Consider the following 16,256-nt stretch of genomic DNA (forward strand, 5'->3'; position numbering starts at 1 on the left):
CTAAGCTTACTTCACCACAAACCTAGTCTGACTACACCCATCCTTCTGCTTCGTTACTTCTAATACAGCTGGCATTGCGTTTTTCAGCTCTTGAACGTGTGAGATGACACCGATAAATCGGCCTGATTTTTGTAAGTCAATTAAGGCATCTACCGCTTTCGTTAACGATTCTTCATCTAATGAACCGAACCCTTCATCGATGAACATCGTTTCGATGGAAATACCGCCTTCATATGCTTGAATGACATCTGCCATTCCTAGCGCTAGGCAAAGTGATGCGTTAAATTTCTCTCCACCGGATAGTGTTTTTACATCGCGTGTTTGGCCAGTGTATGCATCGTACACAGAAACCGCTATACAAAAGGCTTTGTGGAGGGCGTTTGATAAGGATTTTTACACAAAGTGTGACCGCTAGTGTGACCGCTAGCACAGTAAAATTTATATAATAAATTGTTACAGGACAAGAGTTTATATCTTCCTTTAACTAGCGTAGGGATTCCTGCGCTTTTTATTTTGATCAACGAAGTTAGCCTACTCTCTCTATCTCTTACACTTCCAATATAAGATTTGAGAATTTTACGTAATAGATTACGATTAACCGTATCATAACATAATTAATCGACCTAATATGTACCGTTCGTTTTAACGAGAGTATTATCAGTAAAATTTAGACTTATAACGTATTTCTACCATCCTATTGTGTCAATATCTATCCTATTTTCCGATTATACTTACGCATACGCTCTCGTGCTTGTCTCTTACGCACCCCGTCACGACATCCGTCACAGTATTTAGCTCGATTGCCTTTAGCGATAAAATAATCGTTACACACCTCGCATACCTTACCGCTCCGACCTTCGTTAAAGTACAATGCGTATAATTCTTTATCAGCCGGTAATACGTACGTTTCAAAGTATCCACAGCGTTTGCTTTCGAATTTTACTTCTTTATCGCGATAATACATCGATTGTAGGAACGGGCATTTCGCCTGGTAAACACAATTACCTTCTTTCGGAGTGTAACAAGCGCACGTTTCCCTTACTAATCGTTTGACTTTAGTTTCTGCTCTCATAATATCGCTTCCTTTCATTTGTACCCAAATAAAAAACGACGTGCCCTTCCGTAATGGAAAGACACGCCTTAATAATTACTTAAAGTATTCTTCTAAATTTATTCCATTAAAAACTAGCAAGCTACCGCCCTCCTTTAAAATACTTCTCTACGTCTTTTAACCGCTTCTTGCTCGCCAGTAATATCATCAACAAATCTTGAAAACTCCTGCTTACCTATTTGTATATTAATATTCGCCGGTTCCTTATTTCTAGACTGTTGGTTTTCGTATTGACTCGGTTTATACATGTTTGGTGTAGGTTTAGCTGATTGATATGCACCTAACCCGCTTACTCCTCTCGGTATGGAAGCACCTGTATCCACCGCTAACATTTCCGGTTTCATCCAGTCCGCCATCTGTTGCGTCGTACGTTGCACCGAACTTTTCATTCCGTCAACACCGTTAATCCAACCCTGCATCATGTTTACGCCGATCATGTCGCGCATCCAACGTGAAGGAGAGTGAATCGAGAACAGTCCGGTAAGCTTGTCCTTAATACCGTTACCTATCTCGGTTACCTTGTCCCAAATACGAGATGCCATCGAAGTTATACCATTTAACATACCTTCCATGATGTTCTTACCGATATCCAATAGGTTAATCCCTTTTAAGAACGAGATGATCTTATTCCATATATTTGATATCGTATTAGACATCGCATCTAAGATACTAGACGTTGCGGAACTAGCTGCATTCCAACCCGCAGAAATGATATTCCCTACTGCTGAAATTACTGATGAAATCACATTACGTATTCCCTCGAATATAGATTTGACTACATTCCATACCGCATTTAATACACTATAGAAAATCGATTGGACTAAATTCAACCCGTTACGTACGATTACACCTATTAAGGAAATCGCTCCATCGATAATGCTTTTAATCAACGACATTACATTTGACGTAATTCCCTTAACCGCATCCCATGCGCCACTCCAATCACCTTTCAATATAGACGTAAATAGTTTGATAATGTTCGTGATGATGCCGATAACAGATTTAATAACACCCATTACCGCTGGGAATACCGCCTGCACAATTTGTAAAATGAATTGAATCGCTGGAATTAATACACCTTTAATAATCTCGGCTGCACCTTGTAACAATGCTGAAATTATAGGAATTACAGCCTGAATAATTGCTTGAATTACCGGAAAGACCTCTTGCACCGCTTGTAAAATAAGCGGAACTACAGTCGTAGCAACTATCGTTATAATTTCCCCGAACAACTTAATAACTTCTATGATTATAGGAATAGCCGTCTCAATAATCGATTGAATGATAGGAAATACCTCTTGAACAACCGTAAGTATGACCGGTATCATCTCTTGCGCTACAATTACAAGAATCTCACCGAAAGTCTTTATAAGCATTACCCATATACCAACCGATGCTTGGATAACGTTTAATATTGTCGGGAACACTTCTTGTGCTACTTGTGAAAGCATCGGCATTACTTCAGCCGCCAATTCTGCAAACATCTGAGATAACTCCTGGACTACTTGCGTAATTGCAGGCATAATTTCAATCGTTGTATCAGCGAATAGCTTCATTAAATCCGTAACCATAGGCATGATTAATTGAATGTTTTCTCCGAATAGCTTAAATAAATCCATTGCTACCGGCATTACTTGTTTTACAACGTCTCCAAAAAGACTCATAATAGTCGAACCTAACTCGCCAAACGCTGCGCCTAACTCTGCAAATGCTGGCTGTAGCGATGCGAAACTTTCCATGATGACTTGACCGGTTTTTTGAAACTCCGGTGCTAAAGGCGCGAATGCATCGATAAAACCTTGCGCTAGTGAAGTAATTATCGGCATGATGACGGAAGCGACCGTGCTAAACACACTTTGAATCGATTCCCACGCTGACATTAACGCTGCTTTTGCCTGATCATTCGTATTCACAAGTTTAAAAATCGTAGCGCCTAATGAAGCAACAATAGCGATAACCCAACCGATAGGGCCAGATACACCTAAAAACGATAATCCCAAACGTACGATTAGCGGTGTTAATGTAGCGATTGTGTTACCGATTGATGAGAACGATGCTTTTATAAAATCTACAACTGGTGAAATCGCTGCTCCCATACCTGAAAACTTAGCGATTAATCCTTCAATAGCTGAACCGAAAGCTCCACTTATACTCTGACCGATACCGCTTAGCTTAGCGGTTACGGAACTAAAAAAAGCACCTATCGCAACGCCCATCGCTGTAAATTTAGCGGGGATAGTTGCAAGATACGCACCAAATGAGTCAAACACCGCTTTCATAGATTCCACGGCTGATATAGTTGTAGTTTTAATCGATTCCCAAGCGCTATTTACTGCGTTACGGAACGTTTCATTATGTTTGTAAAGTTGAACTAGTGCTGCTCCTAGTAGAGAAAGAGCTGCGATTACAATACCAACTGGCCCTAAAAGCGCACTGATTATAGTACCTAGGATAGTTATTCCTTCAACTAGTACGCTGATAAGTGAACCTAACTTACCTATCACTAGAAATAACTTTCCGAATACAAGTAAGGTGGCTCCTATAGCATTTATCATTATCCCAAATGCCGTAGCAACTACTAAAAATGTAGCTACAGATACCGCTGAGATAGCTACTACACTTTGCATAGTCCCTGATAAATTAGCGAACCAGTTAACCAAACTAGTAATTGAATTAGCAACAGCTTCTATAGCGGGGCCAAGCGCATCTACAAATAGTTTAGAGTTAGCGTCTATAGCAGACTCCATCATCTTAAGCGCGCCGGCCCAACCTTCGAGCATCGAGTCGGCTGCCTTTTTCGAAGCACCATCCGATTTAATAAGAGATTGCGTTAATTTATCGATTTTCTCCGGGCCTGCTGAAACAAGTGCCATCATACCAGAAACAGCTTCTGTACCGAATATCGTAGCTAACGCTGCACCTTTTTGAGCGCTTGTCATTCCGTCCATACCTTTTTGTAATTCACCGATAATTTGAGAGAGTGACTTCATATTACCGCTACTATCAGTCGTAGTAACACCTAATTCTTTCAACATATTTGCCGCTACTTTCGGCGGTTTGACTAAACGGAGCATTGCCGATCTTAACGCTGTACCGGCCGTCTCACCTTTGATACCAGCATTAGACATGATACCGACGGATGCTGCAAGTTCTTCCATTCCAATACCCAACTGTGCTGCCGGACCTGCCGCGTACTTAAAGGCATATTGCATATCGTACACGCCTGCGGCGGTTGCATTTGCTGCTTGAGCGAGGACGTCCGCTACGTGCCCACTATCCTTCGCTTCCATACTAAATGCGTTTAATGCGGAAGTTATCGTATCGGCTACCATACCAAGGTCCTCGCCCGACGCTGCTGCCGCTGATAAAACACCAGGTAATGCATCAGTTGCTTGCACTGCTTCGAATCCTTTCGCCCCTAGTTCCGCATACGCAGCGGCTACTTCTCTTGTCGAATAAACAGACGTTTTTGCCATGTCTAAAATATCGGATTTTACTTTGGTGTAAGAACCCCCCGTTAGTACTGCTGCTCTCCTCGTTTGGCTTTCGAACTCTCTCGCATCATTTATCATTCTGCCTAGAAAAAATCCGGAAGCGGCGGCGGCTGGTGCAAAAGCATTTTGTGCTACCTGTCCTGCTTGTTGTACTCGGTGTCCCACTTCTTGAACTCGACTACTTACCTTCTGAAAAGTATTTTGCCATGGACTCATATTCGGTGGTGGAGGCGGAGTCATATTTCGCATTTGACTGTTCAATTGTTGTACGTGTTGACCCGCGCTTTGAACTGCGGAATTCCAACCACTCATATTAGGCGTTGGTATATTTATTGGTTGATTCACCGCCTGATGGAAGTTACGTATTGCTTGTGTTGCTTGTTGCATACCCCGTTGTAGATTAGATATATCTGCTAAAAGTTGTACCTCAACGCGATTAACCCCCATACCTATCTACTCCCAAGTTTTTTATATGATTGGAAATTAGATTGCAGCCCCTGGGATTTTACAAACCTTCGTAATGCTTCTAATTCAGCAAGTTCTTCGCTTAGTGCTAGGTTTAGTTTTCCGAATTTTTCTGCTTCGCGGCCAAACAGTTGTAGTAACATGCCTATATAATATTTAGTTTCAGGTGCTTCCGCTGTTTTAGTTAATTTATCCACTAATTTCTGGATTTCTTTTAAACTTTGTTCTGTTGTAATCATATAATCTCTCCTCATTTTTTGTTTGTTCATTTGAATTTATAATAGAAAAAGACCGATCGCTATAGTAAACGATGGTCTCCCTATCTCCAGATGATTGATTTCCTACGTATACGTTACACGCCTCTCTATAAACTTCTATCTTCTCCATATTGTTTAACCTCGTTCCAACCTAATATCAGTCAAACGTAAATCAAACTCATTACATACTCCGGTAATTTCTTGCATTACTTCATGTATCGTATCCACAATCTCAAATTTGAATCGAGAGAAAGCATTATTACGAATGATTTCACCAGTAGCTTTATCAAAGACATGCCAATTTACTGCTAGTCCAGCTACAGGGTGACTTCTTAGGAAAATAATTGCCATTACCTCTTTCATTTAATCTCTCCTATCACACTGTTTTTACGGATTAATGCATCGTTTGCTAATAACCGAATCTCGTTTCGTTTGTTACCCAACATAGGGACATGTTTAATAAAAACCTCAGCGCCAGTTAAACTCTCGATTTCTTTTCGGTAATATCTATTGCGAATAAGATGAGGTAAGTCAGAACAAAATATAATTTGTGTAACGCCTTCCGGAACTTCTTTTGACAATCGTTTTAATAACCACTTGATACACTTCCTCATTGAATTCACTTCCGTATCATTGATGTAAAGACTCGCTACCTTGTACGGAATGTAAATACGTTTTGCTTCATCATCGAAGTTTAAAAAGTCTATCGCTGCGCCTGCGATGTATACTCCGTTTTGAATACGTAAAGCTGCAAAATCGATTATCATTTTATCTGATTTCATGCAAAAACCACCTTTTCTATCGCTTTCAATTCTTCCAATCTAGCGTCCGTTAAGTTAAACGTGCGGATTAGTTTTACTTTTAACGAACTAGAAACCGGACGATACTCTGTCTCAACATTAGCAATCGTAGTTAATCCTACGCCCAATGTTTTTGCAAAAGCTTCTTGTGTTAATCCCTCATCAAAACGAATTAAACGAACCAACTTGCCATCGATTTTCAATCCAATTCAACCCCTTTCTTATAAACTTTTATTTTTTCATTCCAAAACTTCACATTGAAGGTAAAAGAAAAAAACGCTCCACTAAGGAAGCGCCCTCTAAATGCTTGCAAAACGAATGCGTTAAAAACTAGAACAATTAGTTTATATAATAACGACCATAATTACTTACAGTCGGTACTACCTCAAAATTTGATTGGAATTTCTCATATAATGGGATACAAAACGTACTAAAAATTAGTAGTCTCCTCAATACGTATAACCGCAAAACGGTATGAAATACAATAGTCAAACGATAAATAATTTCATAGTATCTACATTACTTATAGATAACTAAAGAAGTAGAAAGCAATAGATACAGTGATTAAAATTTCCCATCATAAGGTATAGGTAACTGAGAGGGTAAAAAATAGTAGTCTTCCCGAAAAAAATTAGTATCACTTACTAGGATAACTGAGCCATCAAAAATTAGATGTATTTCTCACTATTCCTGATACAGTATTACGTATTTGTTATTACCCTAATCCATTTTTGATTATCTTTTTATATCCCCTCATGATGCATAGATAATTAACGATATAAATTAGTACTACTTTTTATAAACTTCTTCCTCTCTCACCTTATAGGTGCGTAAAACGACATTTTGGAAGTTATAAGTTATAATTATTTTACCAAAAGTCTATCCCCTTTATAGGTGTCTAAAACACCATTTTGTGCTAGTATTTTTAGAAAAAAATTACTGTGCGTACCTTAAAGGGGTATATAAGCCAAAATTACAAGTTAAAAAATAAAAATAATCCCTTCTCTTCATACTAAAGGTGTGTAAAACGGCATTTTAGACGTTATAATTTAAAACTCTTTTCGTTTTACACCTCGTATTTAGCCCATTCTTTCAATAATCGACGCATTCGACTAGACGGTAAGTACAATTTTATCGGTTCACCATTTCGTATTCTCGAACGCCATACCCACTGTAATAAATCGGAGACTGCAAGCATTTCTTCGTCCACTTTAACGCCATGATCCCCGAAAAATGAACCCTCCATCGGATTAAGAAAACGATTAAATACATAGGCTAACGCACTTTTATTTGCATACTCGTTTGTAGCACGCATGTTACATGGAATAAACCCTTTCGTATACCCCTTGCCGCTTAAATCTACTTTCTTTTCCTTAAGAGTTGTCCATAGAATTTCTCCAGCTTTAGCTTTAGTAACATTTCGAAAGTAGTTATAAATATTCTTCTGAATATTTTCGAGTAATTCATCGTTTGCCCGTCTTAGCCACGTAGAACTTAATGCGTTGTCCGCAGTAGCAAAATCATTTAGTTTACCCTCGTATAAATCGATTAATTCAAAGATTCCTTGTCTTCCTTCATTTTCACGTTTGTACTTTATTAATTCGTAATCGGTACCGTTATACTTAACCGCCTTATATTCGCATTCCATCTTATGTAAATCGTAGTAGTATCGTTGTATCTGCCCTTTAAACAAGTACGTCATTACAAATACTTCATCGAATGTTTTAAACATTTGCGGAGGAAACGACCATATTAACCACCTACCACGATGGTAGAATAGATTTCCAGCGTTCGCCAAGAGTTTAATATCGTAGAATCGACCGCTAACGTACTCGTTATAGATCCACCGTACTTTATTATCGATAACTTTTACGTATTCAAGGTCAAGTAGCGCTTTTATGTCGTGATTGTTAATACTCGCTTTTTCAATTACGTTCATCACCTCGTCCAGTATCAACGTATAACCCGCTCCTTTGAGAAGTTCGATAAGTTCATCATCAGCCATCTGAAAAAGCGAGTGAGTCGCTACGATATCTTTGCCACTAACAATTAATTCTTTTAAACTACGTAACTTACGCCCTTCCTCATTAGCATTGTTTGGTTCTGCAAAACTACGATTGGTAACCGCCTTTTTAATCCGCTCAACCTCATCTAAATATGGTGTAATATATATGAATTTTTTATACGATGGACTTTCGTTGATATGTTGTATCGCCCAGCTCGTTTTCCCGCTACCCATAATCGAATCAATAACCGTTATTTTCTCCATGCAATCATCCCTCCGTTTAATTGCTACATCATTCCGTTACTACTTTCCGAAGAAAAAAAGTGCTAAACCGACCTCATAAACGTTGATATGACGCGGTTTATAAGCCCTCACCCTTAAAGAGAAGTATATAAAAGTGCTAAAGTAGTTAAACCCTGCATCCGCCTTTTCCGCTACGCTCCAAAGCCGTCTGCTACTATCTAATTCCTTCGCCGATAATATATTAAGTACATAATCGAAAATATATAAAGGATAGGGCGACAAGTGTAGGCGATAGCCGGAACCGAAGTCGCAAGGTTTTAATCTTTTAATAGTAAATCTATATACGGATTAAAAAGTACACACTCAACGAGTAATTATTACCCATTGGATTGGCGTGTTACAGATATACTAAGTTAGACTCCCGTTAGATACTTTTACGCAAATTTTTTTATGACGTTTAACTCCTACACTAAATAAGACGCATGACTTATCCTTTTCGCACAAAAATCCTGGATAAATTTTCGGTTATATTAAAAAAATCGTGTAAATTTTTCATTCCGCACAGTTCCTAATCACATAAACGCAAAAAAACACGCGTATAGGCTGCGTGTGTTTAAATCGTTATATATATATATAATTGCCGTCGTTGTTTTCGTCTTACCTTGCCTGGGTGTATTTTTCGACCAGTTGCCGCTGGTTTAATTCTCTCCTTCTAGTACCGCTTCAATAAATTCTAAGGCGCTCATTTCGTGTATATTTTCGATTTCTGCTTTACATTGAATTTCGGCCGATTTATAACTATCTGAATCGTAAATCGTTAACTCTTTTTTGCCGCGTTCGTACAAAGGTATTTCTCGGAAGGTTATGTTCTCTCCGTTAAACTCGTAATATACAGAATCCGATAACAAAAACGCTTCATACTTCGATTCTTTTAATCCATCTACATCTTGATAATGAAAATTAACCGTTATTTTCTCCATTTTCGTTTCCCCCTTTTATTTATAGGCCGATGACGAAAAGTCACATGCAATCATAAGGCGCCAACCTTAAGGCTCCATGCCACCTTAACGCACCACTTCGGTCGATTATTCACCTGCCTGCCTACCGCAGGCGAACGGCTACGACTCACCTTTTCGAAATTTTATAAGACGTACGCTATGAATAAATCAAGCAAAAACAACGTTCCGCCTACTCCGAAGACTCCGTAATACCAGACACGATCAGATAACGTCTCAAGACCGAAGTAACGATTTAGCTTTGCGAACATTTTCAGCGCCTCCATTAATGTAAACCCTTTGTGAGCGTTGTGATTTTCAATAAGAATTCGATAGCGTTCATGTTACTAATCTCTTCTAAGTTAAGTCCGTAGTCATTGACTGAACCTTGCAAATCGAGTATCTCTTCATCTAGAACTATGTCGCCTGTTTGATCGTAGTGAAACTTGTTGATAGATAAGCCAGCTTCATAAACACTAAGAATTAATGTATCACTGATTTTCAGCCCCTTTTCGGTGAATATAGCGGTGCTGCCGTCGTGATTCTGAATAGTTACTTTTACATTTACCTCTTCGAGATTTTTTAGATTCATTTCGTTTTATCTCCTTTCAAAATTCCGATTTTCGTAATTACAAACTTAGTATAATTCCGATTTTCGTAATTTTCAAGTGTTATTTTACGATTTTCGTAATTTAATTTATACTTAAAATAAAAAAGGAGTTTTAACCTATGGAGATTAAGGTGTTATTAAAAGAACAATTGGAAAAACGAGGATTATCCCAGAAGGATTTGTCTGAAGCAACCGGGGTAAGAGCAGCGACTATTCACGATCTGTATCACAATAAAAGCAAGCAACTTCCTATAAAGGCTATCGAAAAAATTGCTACTGAATTACAAATTGTAGATATTAGAGAACTTATTATTTTGAAAGAATCGAACCAATCGGACGCTGAATAGAGCGTTCTTTTTTATGGAAACTTCCCGACGTCGGGAACTATGGAAAGGATACGTCACCGGAGTCCGAAATAGGTATCATTTTGGCAACACGTTTTCTAAATAGGTATTTATTTGGTCACATGAAGAGATATGCGGTCTAAAGGATACCTTTTCGAAGTGCTAACGTAAATTCTATGGTCAAATATCGAGAGAATTGTCTAGGAATTTAGCGGTATATATATAAAGTAATACAAATACCTAAAGGAAAATATAGATAATTTTTGGTATAATTATACTTGCAAAAAATTCAGGGGAGTGAATCCATGAGTTTAAATATGTATTTAGAAGAAGTACAAAGCCAAACTCAAAGTATGAATGCTGTATGTACCGCTACCATTCAAGGTATGGAACAAGCTATTCAGTCGATTGATGTTTTTACCAGTGATACCGTTCTACAAGGGCAAAGTTACGATAGTGCAAAAGCATTTTTCGCAGAAACTTTTCGCCCTTTAGCACAAGGAATCATTTATTTATGTGAAGAATTAATCCGTCAGAACGATGCCTTTCCAAGTCAATTTCAATCACAAGTAGCTCAGGCAGATGTAATTGAACAAGAAATATTAGAACAAATTCGAGAAATTGACCGAATGATAGCAAGTACAGAAGCGCTCAACCAAACTATGCCGATCCCAGGTATGGACGCTATGGCGAATCTTTTTATTGCCATGAGGCACAAACTTCAAGAAAAGTTAGAACACCTGTATGAATTCAATCAAACGTCTAGTAATAATTATGCTACAGCGATTCAACTAGCAGCTAGTATTGCGGCAGGTCTTGCCGAAGTTCAAAGTGGAAAAGGTTTTAGTCCCGCAAGTGGTACATTTAGTACGCAAGGGTTGAATATGGAGTGGACTACTTCTATTCAAGCGATTACAGAAGCTAGGGAACGTCAAGCGGACAATATTGTAACTAGCGATTTATCATCAGATGGTAATATCGAAGAAGGTACAATGTATGATACCCCCCCTGAAAAATCTATGCTTAGAAAAGTTTGGGACGGTATATACGTTGGTTCTGGGCAAGTTATCGGAGAGATTGTAGAAGGATTCAATTCACTAGACGATACAGTAACAAAAGAAAATATTAAGTATGCTATAGGTCATCCCCTAGAGACAGCCTCTATTGCGTGGAATACTTTTTCTGATTCATTTATGAATGATTTTTGGCATGGAGATGCTGAAAGGCGTACACAATGGGGAACACAGATTTTTATGGAACTTGGGTTAGGATGGATTGGGGATAAAGGAGCAAACAAAATTGGAAAAGTAACTTCCCTTGGAAGCACTGTAAATTCAGCAAGATTTTCAGAGAATATCCCTTCTATTTCAAGTCAATTACCATTGAAAGACCGATTTGCTTTTGCTGGCGGAGACAGTTTGCGGTCTAGATTTGATACGCCAGATTTTAGAGCAGTTGAGGAAAAGTTATCGACCTATCAATTTACTAGAGATGAAAATATTCTTAATGTAAAACCTGGTGATAGCAGTCCGCTTACTCCAGGAGGCGGACTAGAAGCGCATAAAGCTAGAGGTGGACATTTAATCGAAAGACACGTAGGAAAAACAGATGAAGAGTTGTTGCAAAGATTACAGAATGATTCTAGAATAACAGGGGCATCAACTTTTACTGATAGGGCTACCGCTGAGAAAGTAGCTAATGCTACCCTCAGTGACCCTAATAACCAACGAATTATTAGAGATTGGTTAAATAATCCCCGAAGCCGTTCTACGATAGCGTTGGATTATTATAATAATGATATTATTGGGCGTGGAGTACGGAGAGGGGCTACAACAGCTCATGATATGAAAAATGCCAAAATTGTCTTAAAAAAAGACGGCAATGGAAATTTCATTTTAACAGGTTATCCAGTTGACTAATAGGAGGAAAGAAATATATGCTATTAAAAAAAAATCCAGAAAATCCGGTTTATCAGTTCTTAGCAGCAACATTTCATCAAGATACATTTTACGAAGAAGCACTCCAAGAGTTACTTGAAGAAGAAAGTACGGAATATTTACAAGACGCTATTATTTTTCTAACTGAATTTATTCAAAGTGATTATAGTGATAAAGAAAAAAATGAGTACATACAGTTTTCAGCAGATGGGATATATTTTGAAGGATTAGAAATAACACCATTAGAATGGCTTGAACAAACAGTTAAAACGCTAAAACAAGCATTAAAAAACACTTAATAAAAAAAATCGACCGCCCGTAATAGGCGGTCTTTTTACGTCCGATTAACGTACTTCCATATACGAATTACTAGCCATAATGTAATACGTATTCCCTTTCGAATTGTGCACGCGGTATTGAGGCGAACCGTTTACGTCAACTTTGGCGTCTATATTACACGTTTTAAGGCCGTTTTTCCTAGAGTATTATCAGCGAAATTGAGTATGTACATGCGAAGTTGTATAAATACCTTCCAAACAGCTTATATACTTTAAAACGTAGAGTAGTATCTAGGGGTTAGAGCTGAAGTTTTAAATTTTGCACGGATTTTGCAAGCACCTGGTGAAGCATAATCCCGAAAACCTCCCCCGCCCCTAAATAAAAAAGCGAGTATACTTACCGACTATAATTTTGCTTCATATTCTTTTACTAGTTTATAAAACGTCGTCTTCCCTACTTCCGCCTCATTCATCGCTGCTACGGCCGTTATTTCTCCAGCTTTCCATCGTTTATATGCATCCATAAAATTATCTGTAATCGTTGCTTTCGGTCTGCCTAACTCTTTCCCTTGCTTACGTGCGTTGGATATCCCCTCAGCTTGCCGTATACGTATCTTCTTACGCTCTTCTTCGGCTATCCACGATAGTATTTGTAGTACCAGGTCAGCCACGAACGTACCGACACTATCCTTATACTTCGTCGTATCTAGTAACGGCATATCTATTACGATGATGTCTGCTTGTATCTCTTGCGTTATCTCGTTCCATTCTTTTAGTATTGCGTCTTTATTGCGTCCTAGCCTATCAAGCGAATGAACGTATAATATATCCCCTTTACGTAACACACGCTTTAGTATCTGATATTCTGGTCGGTCGAAGTCTTTACCGCTTTGCTTATCTACATATATGTCACGCTCGGAAATCCCTAACTTCTTTAACGCTTCTAACTGTCTGCCTTCGTTCTGATCCTTAGCGCTTACCCTAACGTACCCAATCTTTCTACTCTCCGCCATTCCCCTTACTCCCTTTCCTTCATGTTTGACTCGATTGTAAAATGAACATTCGTAAAAGTCAACAAAATAAACGAACGTCCGTAAATTGATTTCTAATATTAAACGAACGCCATTTCACCTAATAATCGACCTATTATCGATGGTTCGTAAAGGTATACTTTTATGAACGGAGGTAACGGACGGCTGGGTTGAAGTTTTCAAGGCACGTCTCTTCCGAAGGGGTGAAGCTGATGAAATCGGAAGTATTAAGAAAGGCGCTAAACGAGTTTCTTCTATATATAGGCGAAAAATGACCCACTTCCGAAAATTCCAGGCGGGTGTGTGTAAGACGGCGGAGACTGATAAAATGTAAACCGTTGTAAACTACCGTAATCAATCTCTTCTATATATAGTGTTGAATTAAGCCGCTTTACACTTACGTTAAAAGTTTCGGAATGGCTGTATATAACAAGCCGAAAGCTGGCGAAATGGGAAGCGTTGGGAAATCGATATTTTAGTTATTTCTATATATACGAAGGAAAACAGCTACTTCCCATCGTTAGATATTACATTAGTTACGATGCACGATTTCCGTGCGTGGGAGAAATTATCGAAAAGGTGAGATTCAGAGGGTGGACGCGCGTCACGAGCGTTCGGCTGGTAATATGAATATGTAACGTAATGCATAACGATGAGAGTTCGCTTATTTGTTCAGTTATGTTAGGTTTACGTGGATTTATTCGAGTGTATGAACGATTCGGGAAACATGCACCGGTGCATGAATTACCAACCACAATGTCCTTTCTATATGAATTAACGTCATACTCCGACGAGGAACTCGAGAAAGCGCGCGAAATGCCGGACGGATCAACAAACAGATTTATTCAAGCATTTAAAGAATCGATTTCGACATTGTCCTTTCTATAAGCGGTCTTTTTTGCGTGCTTTTTGTATGATAGAATTAAATAATATTAATTGGTATTTATGTCTGCGGGAGGGAAAATCACTTGGAAATGACAAACAAAATAAATAAACACTTTGATTTTATGTGTGAATTTTTTAGTGATATGGAAAATCAAGAACCGTTATATATTTTTATTAAAGGTCATTTATATTTAGAATCAATAATGAACAAAATGCTTGTAGATTATTTTCCGAATACCCCTAAAATGAATATATTTAATTTTTCTCAAAAACTAGAACTAATAAGAAGTATTGGTTTTATTGAATTAGAAACGTACCAAGCAATTTCAAAAGTAAACCGCTTAAGAAATAGACTAGCACATGATTTAAAAATGGATTTAGATGAAGGAGTAATAGAGGATATTATTAACTTACTCCCCAAAAATGTTAAAAAACATATATTCCAGAGGATTAAAGGAACCTCAGAAACTAAAGTAAAAAGTTTATTTTGGGGGTTATTTAATTATTTATTATTTAATTTAGAGTATCCACATTTGAGCTTTTATCTAAAGGATAAATCATTTAGTTTTATTAAAGATACATATAATAAAAAATAGATAGGTGTAATAAACAAGATAACTTTTTTGTAAAATATCACTAATTACTCCCCTTGCCAGCTATCAATTATAGGAAAACAAAAAAGGCCGCCAATTAAGGTAGCCTCTTTTTAATAACCGTACTCCTGGCAAATATCACTCGCCTTTATTGCCCTCGCTCTTTGATTTTCAAAAATGCATCTAGCGCAGCTAACATTTGATAGAACATCCATGGATAATAAATTTCTTTATCATAATCCGTTTTTTGTTTAGCATTGTTATGGCGTAATTGGAAGTTGTTTAATAGATTAAAAATATCGCTCGTATCTGCTTTAGATAGTGATGCCTTCATTTCATCACGAAGGGGCTCCATTATATTACCTAGACGGATTAACGCGTCTTTTTTATCGTCTAGTGTTGCTCCATATTTAAGGAATTTTTGTTTAGCTTCACTAATATCAGTATAGATATCTGAATCATCGTATTCTTGTGCTAAAAGATTTGATAATCCATTATCCACTAATTCACGCACATAGCCTTCATCAGTCAATTCCCAACATTTCCCATAACTGTTAAGTATTTTGTTTATACGCTTTCTATACTCTATTTTTCCGTCGCCATCAGAAAAAGGATCATTATCGTTAACATATGTATAAAACATCTCTATTAAAGTAAATATTTGAGATTCTTTATATCTGATACCGTAATCTACTGGCAAGAGTCCTTTATATCCAGTTTTAGAAAAACAAAAAACATCCATATTATCCCCACAAATACCTGAATGGAAACCTCCCCAGCTATCTTTTCCGCCATAGAATTTAATTAGGTACCCATCTTTACGTAAATTATCATGAAATAATACAAATAAATCCCTTAAGTCTCGTAGGTCATATTTATTCTTATTGACTAAACCGTGACGTTCCCCGTAATATTCATTCATCTAAATATTCCCTTTCTTTATGCCCTTTATATTTTCACTACAATTATACTAATTTCACTCTTTATTATCTATATATTATAAGGAAATATGTAAGGCCGATCTTATCCCTAATCACCGTAATTCCTCCTCCGTTTTATCAGTAAGTTATCTCGTTATTTCCGTATAAACTTAACGTCTTCCCTTCCTCTTACCGATCTTCCTTAACGTTTACACTTCGCTTAGTTAGCGGTAGTCACTTGCAATAGATGCCTTTTTTGTTTAATATGCATTTTAATTCCATTATAAT

Annotated in this window: 17 protein-coding genes and 1 pseudogene; 5 read left to right on the forward strand and 13 right to left on the reverse strand. The window is 37.7% G+C overall.

Annotated elements, in window-relative coordinates; translation table 11 throughout:
- Positions 1 to 6: 6 nt before the first annotated feature.
- The 11 genes and pseudogenes from D1166_RS05165 to D1166_RS05215 form a co-directional block, all read right to left on the reverse strand.
- Positions 7 to 357, reverse strand: a pseudogene (locus D1166_RS05165) (SbcC/MukB-like Walker B domain-containing protein); the annotation flags it as partial.
- A 352-nt stretch (positions 358 to 709) separates the two neighbouring features.
- Positions 710 to 1,072 carry a cysteine-rich VLP protein gene (locus D1166_RS05170; RefSeq protein WP_205753375.1) on the reverse strand — a complete coding sequence of 121 codons (363 nt, stop codon included), beginning with the start codon at positions 1,070 to 1,072 and terminating at the stop codon, positions 710 to 712.
- A gap of 134 nt (positions 1,073 to 1,206) precedes the next feature.
- Positions 1,207 to 5,052 carry a phage tail tape measure protein gene (locus tag D1166_RS05175; protein WP_421471443.1) on the reverse strand — a complete coding sequence of 1,282 codons (3,846 nt, stop codon included), beginning with the start codon at positions 5,050 to 5,052 and terminating at the stop codon, positions 1,207 to 1,209.
- 2 nt (positions 5,053 to 5,054) lie between these two features.
- A complete protein-coding gene (locus tag D1166_RS05180; RefSeq protein WP_098220943.1) occupies positions 5,055 to 5,309 on the reverse strand; it encodes a hypothetical protein in 255 nt (84 codons plus the stop codon).
- Positions 5,310 to 5,462: 153 nt separating this feature from the next.
- Positions 5,463 to 5,690: a hypothetical protein gene (locus tag D1166_RS05185; RefSeq protein WP_098220942.1), complete on the reverse strand. Its 228-nt coding sequence runs from the start codon at positions 5,688 to 5,690 to the stop codon at positions 5,463 to 5,465.
- Positions 5,687 to 6,109: a hypothetical protein gene (locus D1166_RS05190; RefSeq protein WP_255422349.1), complete on the reverse strand. Its 423-nt coding sequence runs from the start codon at positions 6,107 to 6,109 to the stop codon at positions 5,687 to 5,689. Before D1166_RS05190 ends, D1166_RS05185 begins: the two co-directional genes overlap by 4 nt.
- Complete coding sequence (locus D1166_RS05195; RefSeq protein ID WP_165851654.1) at positions 6,106 to 6,330, reverse strand: helix-turn-helix domain-containing protein; 225 nt, start codon at positions 6,328 to 6,330, stop codon at positions 6,106 to 6,108. Before D1166_RS05195 ends, D1166_RS05190 begins: the two co-directional genes overlap by 4 nt.
- An 863-nt stretch (positions 6,331 to 7,193) precedes the next feature.
- Positions 7,194 to 8,396, reverse strand: coding sequence for a hypothetical protein (locus D1166_RS05200; RefSeq protein ID WP_098220940.1), 1,203 nt, complete (start codon positions 8,394 to 8,396; stop codon positions 7,194 to 7,196).
- 677 nt (positions 8,397 to 9,073) lie between these two features.
- On the reverse strand, positions 9,074 to 9,355 hold the full coding sequence (locus tag D1166_RS05205; protein WP_098220939.1) for a hypothetical protein: 282 nt from the start codon (positions 9,353 to 9,355) through the stop codon (positions 9,074 to 9,076).
- A gap of 161 nt (positions 9,356 to 9,516) precedes the next feature.
- Positions 9,517 to 9,642, reverse strand: a complete 126-nt coding sequence (locus D1166_RS05210) for a DUF3961 domain-containing protein (protein ID WP_118043260.1) — start codon at positions 9,640 to 9,642, stop codon at positions 9,517 to 9,519.
- A gap of 14 nt (positions 9,643 to 9,656) precedes the next feature.
- Complete coding sequence (locus D1166_RS05215; protein WP_098220938.1) at positions 9,657 to 9,962, reverse strand: hypothetical protein; 306 nt, start codon at positions 9,960 to 9,962, stop codon at positions 9,657 to 9,659.
- Between the two features lie 137 nt (positions 9,963 to 10,099).
- Between D1166_RS05215 and D1166_RS05220 the strand changes: the two genes are divergently transcribed.
- From D1166_RS05220 to D1166_RS05230, 3 genes are all read left to right on the forward strand, one after another.
- A complete protein-coding gene (locus D1166_RS05220) occupies positions 10,100 to 10,327 on the forward strand; it encodes a helix-turn-helix domain-containing protein (protein WP_098220937.1) in 228 nt (75 codons plus the stop codon).
- 302 nt (positions 10,328 to 10,629) lie between these two features.
- The gene (locus tag D1166_RS05225) at positions 10,630 to 12,243 is read left to right on the forward strand and encodes an RNase A-like domain-containing protein (protein ID WP_118043255.1); all 1,614 of its coding nucleotides are present in this window, start codon (positions 10,630 to 10,632) and stop codon (positions 12,241 to 12,243) included.
- Between the two features lie 17 nt (positions 12,244 to 12,260).
- Positions 12,261 to 12,560 carry a contact-dependent growth inhibition system immunity protein gene (locus D1166_RS05230; protein ID WP_098220935.1) on the forward strand — a complete coding sequence of 100 codons (300 nt, stop codon included), beginning with the start codon at positions 12,261 to 12,263 and terminating at the stop codon, positions 12,558 to 12,560.
- A gap of 383 nt (positions 12,561 to 12,943) precedes the next feature.
- Here D1166_RS05230 and D1166_RS05240 read toward each other — a convergent pair whose 3' ends face one another.
- Entirely contained in the window at positions 12,944 to 13,552 is a 609-nt protein-coding gene (locus D1166_RS05240) for a recombinase family protein (RefSeq protein ID WP_098220934.1), read from the reverse strand.
- A gap of 660 nt (positions 13,553 to 14,212) precedes the next feature.
- Between D1166_RS05240 and D1166_RS31060 the strand changes: the two genes are divergently transcribed.
- Both D1166_RS31060 and D1166_RS05245 read left to right on the forward strand, forming a co-directional pair.
- The gene (locus D1166_RS31060; RefSeq protein WP_133300459.1) at positions 14,213 to 14,458 is read left to right on the forward strand and encodes a hypothetical protein; all 246 of its coding nucleotides are present in this window, start codon (positions 14,213 to 14,215) and stop codon (positions 14,456 to 14,458) included.
- An 80-nt stretch (positions 14,459 to 14,538) separates the two neighbouring features.
- Positions 14,539 to 15,051, forward strand: a complete 513-nt coding sequence (locus D1166_RS05245) for a hypothetical protein (protein ID WP_098220933.1) — start codon at positions 14,539 to 14,541, stop codon at positions 15,049 to 15,051.
- Positions 15,052 to 15,196: 145 nt separating this feature from the next.
- Here D1166_RS05245 and D1166_RS05250 read toward each other — a convergent pair whose 3' ends face one another.
- Positions 15,197 to 15,970 (reverse strand): hypothetical protein, encoded by a 774-nt coding sequence (locus tag D1166_RS05250; protein ID WP_098220932.1) that lies wholly within the window; start codon positions 15,968 to 15,970, stop codon positions 15,197 to 15,199.
- Positions 15,971 to 16,256: the final 286 nt, after the last annotated feature.

It is taken from the genome of Bacillus sp. ISO11 (assembly GCF_003458115.1).
Taxonomy (GTDB): domain Bacteria; phylum Bacillota; class Bacilli; order Bacillales; family Bacillaceae_G; genus Bacillus_A; species Bacillus_A cereus.